General features: G+C 68.3%; 9 protein-coding genes. 7 read left to right on the forward strand and 2 right to left on the reverse strand.

Annotated features, from left to right (window positions below):
- Nucleotides 1-2 precede the first annotated feature (2 nt).
- Nucleotides 3-3,305, reverse strand: coding sequence for a PAS domain-containing protein (locus ABNQ38_RS02045; RefSeq protein ID WP_377805440.1), 3,303 nt, complete (start codon nucleotides 3,303-3,305; stop codon nucleotides 3-5).
- Nucleotides 3,306-3,488: 183 nt separating this feature from the next.
- Complete coding sequence (locus ABNQ38_RS02050; protein ID WP_377805441.1) at nucleotides 3,489-4,496, reverse strand: LysR family transcriptional regulator; 1,008 nt, start codon at nucleotides 4,494-4,496, stop codon at nucleotides 3,489-3,491.
- A gap of 323 nt (nucleotides 4,497-4,819) precedes the next feature.
- Between ABNQ38_RS02050 and ABNQ38_RS02055 the strand changes: the two genes are divergently transcribed.
- The 7 genes from ABNQ38_RS02055 to ABNQ38_RS02085 all read left to right on the forward strand — a co-directional run bounded on the left by ABNQ38_RS02055 (nucleotide 4,820) and on the right by ABNQ38_RS02085 (nucleotide 13,454).
- Complete coding sequence (locus ABNQ38_RS02055; RefSeq protein WP_377805442.1) at nucleotides 4,820-6,142, forward strand: M20 family metallopeptidase; 1,323 nt, start codon at nucleotides 4,820-4,822, stop codon at nucleotides 6,140-6,142.
- A 26-nt stretch (nucleotides 6,143-6,168) separates the two neighbouring features.
- Nucleotides 6,169-6,960 carry a class II aldolase/adducin family protein gene (locus tag ABNQ38_RS02060; protein WP_377805443.1) on the forward strand — a complete coding sequence of 264 codons (792 nt, stop codon included), beginning with the start codon at nucleotides 6,169-6,171 and terminating at the stop codon, nucleotides 6,958-6,960.
- 82 nt (nucleotides 6,961-7,042) lie between these two features.
- Nucleotides 7,043-8,698 (forward strand): ABC transporter substrate-binding protein, encoded by a 1,656-nt coding sequence (locus ABNQ38_RS02065; protein WP_377805444.1) that lies wholly within the window; start codon nucleotides 7,043-7,045, stop codon nucleotides 8,696-8,698.
- 259 nt (nucleotides 8,699-8,957) lie between these two features.
- Nucleotides 8,958-9,938, forward strand: a complete 981-nt coding sequence (locus tag ABNQ38_RS02070) for an ABC transporter permease (protein WP_377805445.1) — start codon at nucleotides 8,958-8,960, stop codon at nucleotides 9,936-9,938.
- Nucleotides 9,935-10,777 carry an ABC transporter permease gene (locus ABNQ38_RS02075; protein WP_109048938.1) on the forward strand — a complete coding sequence of 281 codons (843 nt, stop codon included), beginning with the start codon at nucleotides 9,935-9,937 and terminating at the stop codon, nucleotides 10,775-10,777. The genes ABNQ38_RS02070 and ABNQ38_RS02075 overlap by 4 nt, the downstream gene beginning before the upstream one ends.
- A gap of 49 nt (nucleotides 10,778-10,826) precedes the next feature.
- Complete coding sequence (locus ABNQ38_RS02080) at nucleotides 10,827-12,473, forward strand: ABC transporter ATP-binding protein (RefSeq protein WP_377805446.1); 1,647 nt, start codon at nucleotides 10,827-10,829, stop codon at nucleotides 12,471-12,473.
- On the forward strand, nucleotides 12,474-13,454 hold the full coding sequence (locus tag ABNQ38_RS02085; RefSeq protein ID WP_377805447.1) for a ketopantoate reductase family protein: 981 nt from the start codon (nucleotides 12,474-12,476) through the stop codon (nucleotides 13,452-13,454).
- Nucleotides 13,455-13,471 lie beyond the last annotated feature (17 nt).

Consider the following 13,471-nt stretch of genomic DNA (forward strand, 5'->3'; position numbering starts at 1 on the left):
CTTCACCGCTGCGGAGAGGGCTTGCTCGCCAGCGCCTCGCTCAGCGTCTGAAGCAGGGTGTCGATGCGGTAGGGCTTCGACAGCACCGCGATGCCTTCGGTGCGCGCCACGTCCTCGCTGTAGCCGGTCGTCAGCACCACCGGCAGGCCGGGGCGCAGGAGCGTGGCCTCGCGGCCGAGGTCGATGCCGCTCAGCCGGCCGGGCATCACCACATCGGAGAAAAGCAGGTCGATGCGCTCGTCCCCTGCCAGCAGCGGCAGCGCCTCGTCGGCCGAAGAGGCGCGCAGCACGGTCCAGCCGCTTTCCTCCAGCGCCGCCGCGACAGAGGAGGCGACGACCGGATCGTCCTCCACCATCAGCACCCGCGCCCCCCGGATAAGATTGGCAGCGGCCTGGACGGGAGCCGCCGGCGCCCTCGGGATGCCGGTGCCGGCGCGTAGCAGCAGGACGATGCGGGTCCCCTCCCCCGGCCGGCTTTCGATCCAGATCGTGCCGCCCGCCTGCCGCGCCAGCCCGTAGACCTGCGCAAGCCCGAGGCCGGAGCCCTTGCCGACCTCCTTGGTGGTGAAGAAGGGGTCGAAGGCCCTCGCCACCACCTCCGGCGTCATGCCGGTTCCGGTGTCGGCGACCGTCAGCCGCAAAAAATCGCCATCCAGGCCCCCGCCATCCAGGCCGGTTGCTTCGCCGGGCCCGAGCGTCCGGTTCTCCGCCTCGATGATCAGGGTGCCGCCGTCGGGCATTGCGTCGCGCGCGTTGACCGCCATATTGATCAGCGCCAGTTCGAACTGGGTCGGGTCCACCTCGATGGGATGCAGACCGGGGGCGAAGCGGGTTTCCAGCCGGATGTCGGCGCGCAGGGCGCGCTCGAGCAGGCCAACCATGCCGAGGACGCGGTCGCGCACGTCGATGGGCTCCGGACGCAGGCTGTCGCGGCGGGCGAAGCCCATCAGCTGTTGGACCAGCTTGGCGCCGCGGTCGACCGCCTGCATGCCGGCCTCCAGCAAAGGCGCCAGCCGAGGCTCTGCACTGCGACGGCCGATCATGGTCAGGCAGCTGCTGAGCGCCTGGAGCAGGTTGTTGAAGTCGTGGGCCACGCCACCGGTCAGCTGGCCGACCGCCTCCATCTTTTGCGCCTGCCGCAGCTGATCCTCGGCCCGGCGCAGGGCGGCGGCGGCTTCCTTGCGCGCCGTCACGTCGCGTCCCACCGCATGGATAAAGTGGTCGTCCGGCACCGCGGTCCAGGAGATCCAGCGATAGGACCCGTCCTTGTGGCGGTAGCGGTTCTCGAACCGCAGGGTGGTCAGGCCCGATTGCAGCCGGCCGACCTCCGTCACCGTGGCCGCCCGGTCGTCGGGATGGACGAAATCGAGGAAGAGGGCACCCTGCAGTTCCGCCTCCCGCCAGCCGAGCAGGGTGGTCCAGGCCGGGTTGACCGCGCCGACCGTGCCATCGAACCGCGCCACCAGCATGATGTCGGTCGAAAGCCGCCATATGCGGTCGCGGTCGGCCGTCCGTTCCGCCACCCGCTGTTCCAGCGTCGCGTTGAGCGCACGCAGGGCATCTTCGGCACAGCGGCGGTCGGTGATGTCGTAGCAGGCGCCGAGAACCCGCACGCCCCCTCCATCTCCGTCCTCGTCGCGCTTGAATGCCTGGGCACGCCGGGCGATCCAACGGACGGCGCCGTTGTCGGGCCGCAGGATGCGGTATTCGACATAGCCCAGACCGTCCGTCGGCACCTGCCCCGGCTGGAGCGTGTTCAGGGTGGGCCGGTCCTCCGGATGGATCAGCCCGACCAGTTCCTCCAGCCGCACCAACGGCTGCTCGTCGATCCCCCACAGGCGGCAGAACTGCGGCGACACGGCGAGCAGACCGTCGGCGCGCAGTTCGAAGGTGCCGACCCCGCCGGCATCCTGGGCGATGTGCAGCCGCTGCTCGCTCTCGCGCAGCGCCTCTTCCGTCCGCTTCATCCCGGTGACGTCGCTGCCCTGGACGAACAGGCCCGTCACCTGCCCCTCGTCGTCACGGATCGGCTGGAAGACGAAGGTGACGAAGCGTTCTTCCAGCGGCGCACCGGGCCGCCGGGCGATCCGCGCCGGCATGCCTTCGCCGACGAAGGGCTCGCCGGTCCGGTAGACCCGGTCGGCCAGTTCGAAGTAGCCCTGGCCGACGATTTCCGGCAACGCCTCCCGCCCCGGCTTGCCGATGACGTCGCGCCGGCCGATCAGCTCGAAATAAGCGTCGTTCGCCATCTCGAAGACATGGTCCGGCCCGCGCCAGACATACATGAAGCCCGGCGCCTGCCGGAACAGGGCGCGCAGCCGTTCCCCCTCGGCCCGCAGCCGGTCGTTGGCGCGCCGCACCTCCTCTTCCGCCTGCACACGCTCCACCGCCGACCAGGTGCGTTCCGCAACCTCCTCGATCAGTTCGACCTCGTCCTCGCGCCAATGCCTGGGGTGGCGGTCATGGACGTAAAGCGCCGCAACCATCCGGCCCTGCTTCACCAGGCTGGCGGTGACCGCGGAGGAGAAGCCGGACGCAGCGAAGGCAGCCAGCAGGTCCGGTGTTGCGGTGCGCGGATCGGTGGCCGCATCGTTGACGACCAGCGCCTGTCCGCTGCGCAGGGTCGCCAGCACCGGCTCGCCGAAGGCCAGCAGATCATGGGTCCCGCCGATGTGGGGAGCAACCGTGCCGTCGGTCCAGTTGCGCTCCGTGGTGAAGAAGCGCTCGCTCTCGTCCATCACGCCGTAGCCGACCCGGCTGGCGCCGAGATGCCGGCCCAGCGCCTCCGCCGCCACGGTGACCACACGGAGCGGGTCGGTCAGTTCGCGCAGCCGGTGCTCCAGTTCGGCATGGAAGGCCATGCGCCGCTGGCCCCGCACGGCAAGCGTGGTCTCCGCCACGATGCAGAGGAAGCCGCCGATACAGCCCGTTTCGCCGTCGATCGGCGTGTAGGAGAAGGTGAAGTAACAGTCCTCGACCAATCCGCGCCGTTCCAGCGGGATCAGCAGATCCTCGTGCAGCAGCGCCTCTCCGTCATAGGCGCAGCGGACGAAATCGCTGGCCTGCGGCCACGCGTCCGGCCAGACCTCCCTCATCGGCCGGCCCAGCGCCATCGGGTGGCGGGACCCCAGAATGTCCAGATAGGCGTCGTTGTAAAGGAAGGTGACGTCGGGTCCCCAACCGATGAACATCGCCTGCCGCGACCGCATCATCAGGCCGACCATGGCCCGAAGCTCCTGCGGCCATCCCTCCGGCGGACCGAGCGGCGTCGCCGTCCAGTCATGGCCGCGCATGAGAGAAGCCACATCCCCCGTCCCGGTCAGAAAGGCGGGCGGAGACGCCGCGGCGGGTGATTGACTCACCGGCATCGTTCAACACCGGCGGGGAACGGAAGTCCTTGGACGTTCATCAAAGCAGTCGAAAAAATCCAGCGTCGAAACGATTCCGTTATCACACGGCTCAAGGGCGGCGGCCTAGCTGTCCAATCGTCAGCCCCGAAGGAGGTGGCTGTCGGAATTTCCCTCGGTCACCCCGGCAAGCTCCCGGGCCGGCGCCGTGGCCAACGCCGTTTGCAGATAATCGAGAAAGGCCCGTTCGGCGCGGTTCAGCTTGGCCTGCTCGTTCCAGATCAGGTGGACGTTGACCGGCGCGATGCCCTCATAGGGCGGCAGTTCCCACAGCAGGCCATCGGCCACGTCGCGGGCGGCGATGTGTTCGGGCAGCGGGCCGATGCCGAGGCCGCAGACGATCATCCGCCGCACCTCCTCCAGGTTGGCCGACGACGCGACGACGCGGCCGGCGAAGCCCTCCCGCGCGCGGAACAGGGTCAGCGGCGACAGGGCGCCGTCGATCTGGTCGGAGGTGAAGGAGACGAAACTCTCGTGGCGCAGTTCGGCGATGTCGATGTCGCGCTGGCCGAACAGGCGGAAATCCGGGCCGCAATAGAGACGGTAGGTCTGGCGCAGGAAGATCTGGCTGGACAGTCCGGGAATCGGCTCGCGCAGCAGGCAGATCGCCATGGCGCCGACGCGCTGCTGCAACGCGATGTGCGCGTCGGCCGACGCCATGACGTCGATGCGGAAGGTCACCAGCGGGTACATGCGGTGGAATTCCCGCAGCGAGCGGTCGAGCAGCGGGGTCTGGATGCGGCTGGTCATCAGGATGTGGACATGGCCGCTGACCTCGTCCTTGGCGTCGCGCACCAGGGCGCCCAGGCGGGACACGGTGGCGTGGATCGACACCGCTTCGTCATAGACCTGCTCACCGGCGGCGGTGACGGCGAAGCGGCCGGGACCGCGGTCGATCAGGGCGCGGCCAAGCTGCTCCTCCAGCCGCTTCAGGGCAAGGCTGACCGCCGGCTGCGTCAAAAACAGGCGGACGGCGGCCCTGGTGATGCTGCCCTCCTGCACGATCACCATGAAGGTGCGCAGCAGGTTCCAGTCCATCTGCTGGCCCAGCCGGGCCAGGGCCTGCCGTTCCGCCTCGCTTTCGTTCACCGTCCCACCCCCTCGATCACTGCCCGATTCCGGTGCATTGCTGCTGCCGCCCAAATTCTACGCACATGAATGCGCTGTGAGCAACTGCGGCATAAATCAGATTCATGGGCGAAATGAAAAATGCTTATTTGCCTGATCGATTGGATGCCTTCCTAATCGACACATGGCGGCCTTCAAACATCGCCATGCCGGACACCGCATATTGCACCGTTATGGCGGCCATATCCATTTGGGATGGGCCGCAACGCAACAGCTTCGTCTTTTTCCACCCGCCCGTGCATCCCTGCCGCAGCAGCGAAATGGATTCGGGCAAAGGATTTAGAATGACACGAGATACGGCAGACCGTCTCGACCATGTGTTGCCGGACGCCGGCCTGCGCGCTGCGATCCTGGACGCCGCCGATGCGGCGCAGGGCGATTGCGTGTCGCACCTGTCCGACCTCGTCCGCCAGCCGTCGCTGCTGGGGGACGAGTCCGGGGCTCAGGCGCTGATGGTCGACCGCTTCGCCGCGCTCGGGTTGGAAGTCGACCGCTTCGACATCGACGAGCAGGCGATTTCCCGCATGCCGGGCTTCTCGCCGCCGGTCCTTCCCGGCGCCTATGCCGGCCGCGAGAATGTCGTCGGCGTCCACAGGCCGCGTGAGGCAAAAGGCCGCTCGCTGATCCTGAACGGCCATATCGACGTGGTGCCGACCGGCCCGGCGGAGCTGTGGACCACCCCGCCCTTCGAGCCGCGGATCGCCGACGGGCGCCTCTATGGCCGCGGGGCCGGCGACATGAAGGCCGGCATCGCCGCCTACACCGCCGCCTTCGCCGCCCTGCGCACGCTGGGCTACCAGCCAGCCGCCCCGGTCTATCTCCAGTCGGTGATCGAGGAGGAATGCACCGGCAATGGCGCGCTGGCCTGCCTGCATCGCGGCTACCGCGCCGATGCCGCCGTGATCCCGGAGCCGTTCAACCACTCCATCTCCATCGCCCAGGTCGGCGTGATGTGGGTGCGGCTGGTGCTGACCGGCACGCCGGCCCATGTGCTGGATACCTCGGCCGGGGTGAACGCCATCGAGGCGGCCTATGCGCTGGCGGCGCATCTGAAGGCGCTGGAGGTGCGGTGGAACGAGCCGGCCTGCCGCCACCCCGCCTTCTGCGGCCATGCCCATCCCGTCAACATCAATCTCGGCCGGATCGAGGGCGGTGAGTGGCCGTCGTCAGTCCCGACGCGCTGCGCGCTCGACCTCCGGCTCGGCTTCTTCCCCGGGCAGGAGCCGGAGGCGGTCCGCGCCGAGGTGACCCGGGCGGTGGAGCAGGCGCGCTCCACCGACCCGGCCCTCTCCGGTGTGGGGATCGAGCAGCAGTGGAACGGCTTCCAGGCCGCCGGCTGCGAGATCGACCCGGCGCACCCGCTGGTGACCATGCTGGCCGACAGTCATCGCGCCGTGCGCGGCGGCGATCCGGAGCTGGTGGCGCTGACCTGCACCACCGATGCCCGCTTCTTCCAGCTCTATGGCGACACCCCCGCCACCTGCTACGGGCCGGAGGCGACGCGCATCCACGGCATCGACGAATCGGTGTCGCTGGACAGCCTGCGCGACGTGACCCGCGTGCTGGCGCTGTTCATCGCCGGCTGGTGCGGCCTGGAACCCATCTGACCCCTTAGCCTGACGAGACCCGCCCGATGATCGCCGCCACCCTGAAAGCCAACGCCGCCCACGCCCCGCAGGCCACCCGCGACTGTTCCGACGTGGAGTGGAAGGCGCGCACCGATCTGGCCGCCGCCTACAAGCTGTTCGACCGGCTGGGCATGACCGACCTGATCTACACCCATATGTCGGCCCGCATCCCGGACACGCCGGACCATTTCCTGATCAACCCTTACGGCCTGATGTTCCATGAGGTGACGCCCGACAACCTCGTGAAGGTCGACATCGACGGCAATCTGGTCGACGGGCGCGACGGCGACGCCATCAATCCCGCCGGCTTCACCATCCACAGCGCGGTGCACCACGCCCGCCCGGACGTCGGCGCGGTCATCCACCTGCACACCGACGCCGGCATGGCGGTCAGCGCCCAGGCCGACGGGCTGCTGCCGATCACCCAGCATTCGCTGCGCTGGTACAACCGCATCGCCTACCACACCTACGAGGGCATCGCGCTGGATCTGGCGGAGCGGGAACGGCTGGTCGCCGACCTCGGCAACCACCACAGCATGATCCTGCGCAACCACGGCCTGCTGACCGTCGGCCAGGACGTCGCCGAGGCTGCGGTGCTGATGTACTACCTGGAGCAGGCCTGCAAGCAGCAGATCATGGCGATGGCCGGCGGCCGTCCGCTGGTCTATCCGTCGCCGGAGGTCTGCGAGCACACCGCCCAGCAGTACGAGCGCGCCTATCCCCGCGCCGGCGTCCTGGAATGGGACTCGCTGCTGCGCTGGCTGGACAGCACCACCGGCCCGACCGGGCCGCGCTGATCCGTCCGCCTTTTTCAAAAGAAGAACGAAGACGACAGGGTCGCATCCCGCAACGACACCATCTGGAGACGAGGACACCCGCATGACACGACGCCTTTCCGGTATCCCCGCCAGCATCCAGCGCGGCTTCCGCCGCAACGTCCACCGCGCCGCCGCCGCCGGCCTGCTGGCCGCGGCACTCGCCATCCCCGGCACGGCCGCCCTGATCGCCGCCCCGGCCATGGCGCAGGAGACGCCGGTCCGCGGCGGTATCCTCAACTCCATCGTCCAGCCGGAACCGCCGACCCTGATGCTGGGCCTGAACCAGCAGGGGCCGACCCAGACCGTCGCCGGCAAGATCTACCAGGGCCTGCTGACCTACGACCGCAAGCTGACCCCGATGCCGTCGCTGGCCGAGAGCTGGACGGTGTCGCCGGACGGCCTGACCTACACCTTCAAGCTGTACCAGAACGTGAAGTGGCACGACGGCAAGCCGTTCAGCGCCAACGACGTGGTGTTCTCCACCTCCAAGTTCCTGATGGAGGTCCACCCGCGCGCCCGCGCCGCGTTCAGCCGCTGCGAGTCGATCAAGGCGCTGGACGACAACACCGTCGAGTTCAAGCTGAAGGAGCCGTTCCCGGCCTTCATCCAGGCCTTCGAGGTGTCATCGGCCCCCATCGTGCCGGCCCACATCTATGAGGGCAGCGATTACCGCACCAACCCGGCCAACAACACCCCCGTCGGCACCGGCCCATTCAAGCTGAAGGAATGGGTGAAGGGCAGCTACATCCAGCTCGTCCGCAACGAGGATTATTACAAGAAGGACCTGCCCTACCTCGACGGCATCACCTTCCGTGTGATCCCGGACGCCGCCAGCCGCTCGCTGGCGCTGGAAAGCGGGCAGGTGCAGCAGACTCAGTACAGCGACCTGGAGCCCTTCGAGGTTCCGCGCATGAAGACGCTGCCCAACGTGACCCTGACCACCGCCGGCTACGAGTTCGTGGCGCCGATGGCGTGGCTGGAGATCAACCACCGCGTCAAGCCGCTGGACGACAAGCGCTTCCGCAAGGCCATCGCCTACGCCATCGACCGCAAGTTCATCCGCGACAAGATCTGGTTCGGCCTCGGCCGCGTGCCGACCGGCCCGATCAACTCGGTGGTCAAGTTCTACGACCCCAAGGTCACGACCTACGAGCCGAACCTCGACAAGGCCAAGGCCCTGCTCGACGAGATGGGGCTGAAGCCCGACGGCAAGGGCGTGCGCGCCACCGTCAAGCTGATGCCGATGCCCTATGGCGAGACCTGGACCCGCCTGGGCGAGTATCTGAAGCAGGCGCTGGGCAAGGTCGGCGTTTCCGTGGTCCTGGAAAGCACCGACGCCGCCGGCTGGGCGCAGCGCGTCGCCAACTGGGATTACGAGATCACCACCAACTTCCTCTACCAGTACGGCGACCCGGCGCTGGGCGTGGCCCGCACCTACATCTCGTCGAACATCCGCAAGGGCGTCCTGTTCACCAACACCATGGGCTATTCCAACCCGAAGGTTGACGAGCTGTTCGACCAAGCGTCGCGCGAGAACGACCCGGCCAAGCGCCAGGAGCAGTACAGCGAGGTCCAGCGCATCCTGTCCGACGACCTGCCGGTGGTGTGGCTGCTCGAGATGGAATTCCCGACCTTCCTCGACAAGCGGGTGAAGAACGCCAACACGACCGCCATCGGTGTCAACGACACCTATGAAAGCGTCTGGCTGGCGAAGTAACGAGACCTCCCTCTCCCGCTCCGGGAGAGGGAAGGGGCCCATGCGAAGCATGGGAAGGGCGAGGGGTAGCGCAAGGAGCCATGCGCTCCGGGATTTTTGCATCTCCCCTCACCCTCCCCGCCTTCGGCGGGTCCAAGGCCGCTCGCAAGTCTCGCGACCGCGCTCCGCCTACGATCACCTTCGGTGCTCGTCCGGCCTACGGCCGTCGGCTCCACGCCCTCTTCCGGGGCGGGAGAGGGCCAGAATTAGGAACCTGCCCATGCTGGGATTCGCCCAACTCTTCGCGAGCCGCCTAGTCAAGGCCGCCGCGATCCTGATCGCCATCGTGGTGATGAACTTCTTCCTCGTCCATGCCGCCCCCGGCGACCCGGCCATGGTGATGGCGGGCGAGGCAGGGGCCGCCGACGAAAAGTTCGTGACGCAGCTGCGCGAGCAGTTCGGGCTCGACCGGCCGCTCTACGAACAGCTCGGCACCTACATCGGCAAGGTCGTGCAGGGCGATCTCGGCTTTTCCTACCGCCAGCAGCGGCCCGTCTGGGACATCCTGGCGGAACGGCTGCCGGCCACCCTGGTGCTGACACTGACCGCCTTCATCCTGGCGCTCGCCGCCGGTGTGGCGCTCGGCACGCTGGCGGCGGTCACCGTCGGCACCTGGGCCGACAGCGCCATCACCGTCGTGGCACTCCTCGCCTACGCCACACCGATCTACTGGATCGGACTGATGCTGAGCCTCCTGTTTTCCATCCAGCTCGGCTGGCTGCCGGCTTTCGGCTACGAGACCATCGGCGCCGGCTATACCGGATTGGCGCATGTGGCGGACGTGGCGGTCCATCTGATCCTGCCGGTCATCACGCTGGCGCTGTTCTACATGGCGGGGTATGCGCGCCTGACCCGCGCCTCGATGCTGGAGGTGCGCAGCCTCGACTTCGTCAAGACTGCCAAGGCCAAGGGACTGACGCAGGGCCGCATCGTCACCCGCCATGTCCTGCGCAACGCCATCCTTCCGGTCATCACCGTCGCCGGCATCCAGGCCGGACAGCTGGTCGGCGGCTCCATCCTGATCGAGACGGTCTTCGCTTGGCCCGGCATCGGCCGGCTGGCCTTCGAGGCGGTGCTTCAGCGCGACTATCAGGTGCTGCTGGGCATCTTCCTGGTCACATCGATCATGGTGATCCTCTTCAATATCCTGACCGACATCCTCTACGGCCTCGTCGATCCGCGCATCCAGGTGTCGCAATGATGAACTCGGATTTCTGGCGGGCCTTCGCCCGCAACAAGGGCGCGGTCCTGGGGCTGGCGATCCTGATCGCCATCGTCGTGCTGGCCGCCTTCGCCTCCGTCCTGTTCCCCGGCGACCCGTGGGAGATGGCGACGGCACCTTTCCAGCCGCCGCTGTCGGAGGATGCGCTGCTGGGCTCCGACATGCTGGGCCGCGACATCGCGTCGGGCATCGCCCATGGGGCGCGGGTGTCGCTGCTGATCGGCCTGACCTCCACCGCCGCGGCGCTCGCCATCGGCGTCACGCTGGGGGCGCTGGCCGGCTTCCATGGCGGCAAGGTCGACGATGCCATCATGCGCTTCACCGAGCTTTTCCAAACCATCCCCAACTTCGTGCTGGCCGTGGTGCTGGTCGCCATCTTCACCCCCAGCCTGACCACCATCGTGCTCGCCATCGCCATCGTCAGCTGGCCGCCGCTGGCCCGTCTGGCCCGTGCCGAGTTCCTCAGCCTGCGCTCACGCGAATTCGTCCAGGCCGCCATCACCACCGGCCAGAGCAACAGCACCATCATCCTGCGCCAGATCCTGCCGAACAGCCTGTCGCCGATCATCGTGTCGGCCTCGCTGATGGTGGCGACCGCCATCCTGCTGGAAAGCTCGCTGAGCTTCCTCGGCCTCGGCGATCCCAACGCGATGAGCTGGGGCTACATGATCGGCGCCGCCCGCACGGTGATCCGGCAGGCCTGGTGGATGAGCGTCTTCCCCGGCCTCGCCATCGTGCTGACCGTGCTGGCGCTGAACCTCGTCGGCGAGGGGTTGAACGATGCCCTGAACCCGAAGCTCGCCCGGTCGCGGGGGTGATCCGATGAGCCAGTTCAACGTTATGCGCACCCCCGTGGAGACCGCCGCCATGAAGACCCCCCTGTTGGATGTGCGCGGCCTCAGCATCGCGCTGCCGCCGGGCGCCGACCGCCCGCTGGCGGTGGACAACCTGACCTTCACCCTGAACCCCGACGAGATTCTCTGCGTGGTCGGCGAGTCCGGCTCCGGCAAGTCGATGACCGCGCACGCCATGATGGGCCTGCTGCCCGCCCCCCATGTCCGCGTTGCCGGCGGCAGCCTGCTGTTCAAGGGCAAGGACGTGCTGGCCATGCCGGAGGCGGAGCAGCGCAGCCTTCGCGGCGGCCGCATCGCCATGGTGTTCCAGGAGCCGATGACGGCGTTGAACCCGCTGATGCGGGTCGGCCGCCAGATCGGCGAGAGCCTGCGCGAACACACCGACCTGCCCGCCCCCGCCCGCCGCGCCCGCGTGGTGGAACTGCTGGCCCAGGTCGGGCTGCCCAACCCGGCCGAACTGGCCGAGGCCTATCCTTTCCGCCTGTCGGGCGGCCAGCGCCAGCGCGTGATGATCGCCATGGCGCTGGCCTGCCAGCCCGATATCCTGATCGCCGACGAGCCGACCACGGCGCTGGACGTCACCACCCAGAAGCAGATCCTCGACCTGATCCGCTCGATCCAGGCCGAGCGCCACATGGGCATGATGTTCATCACCCATGATTTCGGCGTGGTGGCGGAGATCGCGCATCGGGTGGCGGTGATGCGCCACGGCAAGCTGGTGGAATATGGCGCGGCGTCGGACGTGCTGAACCGGCCGCAGCATCCCTACACCCGGCAGCTGATCGCCTCGGTCCCGCACTACATCGAGCACCGCGACGACCATGCCAGGACGGGCGCGCCGCTGCTGGTCGCCGACAAGGTGCGCAAGGTGTTCAACGTCGGTGGCGGGCTGTTCAAGAAGTCCAAGCAGGTGGTGGCCGGCGACGACCTGTCGCTGACCATCCATCCCGGCGAAACCGTCGGTCTGGTCGGAGAATCCGGATCGGGCAAATCGACGCTCGGCCGCTCCATCGTCGGGCTGATCAAGCCGGATTCGGGCCGCATCCTGTTCGAAGGCACCGACCTGCTGGCACTCGACCGCAAGGGCTTCCGGCCTTACCGCCGGGCGGTGCAGATGGTGTTCCAGGACCCCTACGCCTCGCTGAACCCGCGCCACCGCGTCGGCGACATCGTGGCGCAAGGGCCGGTGGCCTTCGGCGAGGACCGCAACAGGGCACTGACACGCGCGCGGGAGTTGCTGGCGATGGTCGGGCTCGACGGCTCGGCCGCCGACCGCTTCCCGCACGAGTTCTCCGGCGGCCAGCGCCAGCGCATCGGCATCGCCCGCGCCCTCGCCATGGAGCCGAAGCTGCTGGTGGCGGACGAGCCGGTTTCGGCGCTCGACGTGTCGGTGCAGGGACAGGTGCTGGACCTGCTGGACGACATCCGCAGGCGGCTGAACCTCGCCATGCTGTTCATCACCCACGATCTGCGGGTGGCGGCCCAGGTCTGCGACACCATCGCGGTGATGCGCCGCGGCAAGATCGTGGAGATGGGCACCGCGCGCGACGTGTTCACCCATCCGCGCGACGCCTACACCCGCAGCCTGCTCGACGCCATCCCCGGCAAAGCCTGGCACATCCCGGAGGATCTCCAGCAAGCCCCCGTAGGAGCGCACTGAATGAAGGTCGCCATCATCGGGGCCGGCGCGGTCGGCGGTCTGCTGGCCGCCCGGCTGGGCGCTACCGAAGCCGAGGTGACGCTGGTCGCCCGGCCGAACGCCGCATCCGCCATCCGCCGCAACGGCCTGACCATGGTGACGCCGTTGAACCGCGTCGCCCGGCTCACCCCCCGCGTCACCGACGACAGCCTGTCGCTGGGTCCGCAGGATCTGGTGTTCCTCTGCGTCAAGGCCCATGCGCTGCGCGGCACCATCGATACGCTGACGCCGCTGCTGGGGCCGGAGACCGCCATCGTGCCGATGGTCAACGGCATCCCCTGGTGGTATCCGCACCGTCAGCCGGACCCTTTGGCCGACCTGCCGCTCGCCAGCGTCGATCCCGACGGGCTGCTGTGGCGCACCATCGACCCCGACCGGGTGGTGGGGGCGACCAGCTTCGTCGCGGTGGAGGGTGACGGTCCCTGCCGCATCCGCCATGTCAGCGACCAGCGCTTCGTGTTCGGCGATGCCGGCGGCCGCGACAATCCGGCAGTGGACCGCATCGTGACGCTGTTCGGGCAGGCGGGATTCCAGCCGGCGAAGACCGCCGACATCCGGCAGGCGATCTGGGTGAAGCTGTGGGGCAACCTCGCCTTCAACCCCTTGAGCGTGCTGACCGGGTCGACGCTGGGCCGGCTGTGCAACGACCCCGGCACGCGGGAAACCGGCCGCGCCATGATGCTGGAGGCCAAGGCGGTCGCGGAAAAGCTGGGCGTGGTCTTTACCACCAGCGTGGACGAACGCATCGCCATGGCCGCCGGCGTCGGCGACTTCAAAACCTCGATGCTCCAGGACTATGAGGCCGGCAGGCGGCTGGAGCTGGACGCGATCCTGGGCTCGGTGATCGAGCTGGCCGAGCGTTGCGGCGTGGACGTGCCGATGCTGCGCGCCGTGCTGGCGATGGTCGACCTACGGGCACGGGAGCGGCGCGAAGCGGCCTGACCGCTTCCCGCTCCCCC

Source organism: Azospirillum sp. A29 (assembly GCF_042604625.1).
Classification (GTDB): Bacteria; Pseudomonadota; Alphaproteobacteria; order Azospirillales; family Azospirillaceae; genus Azospirillum; species Azospirillum palustre.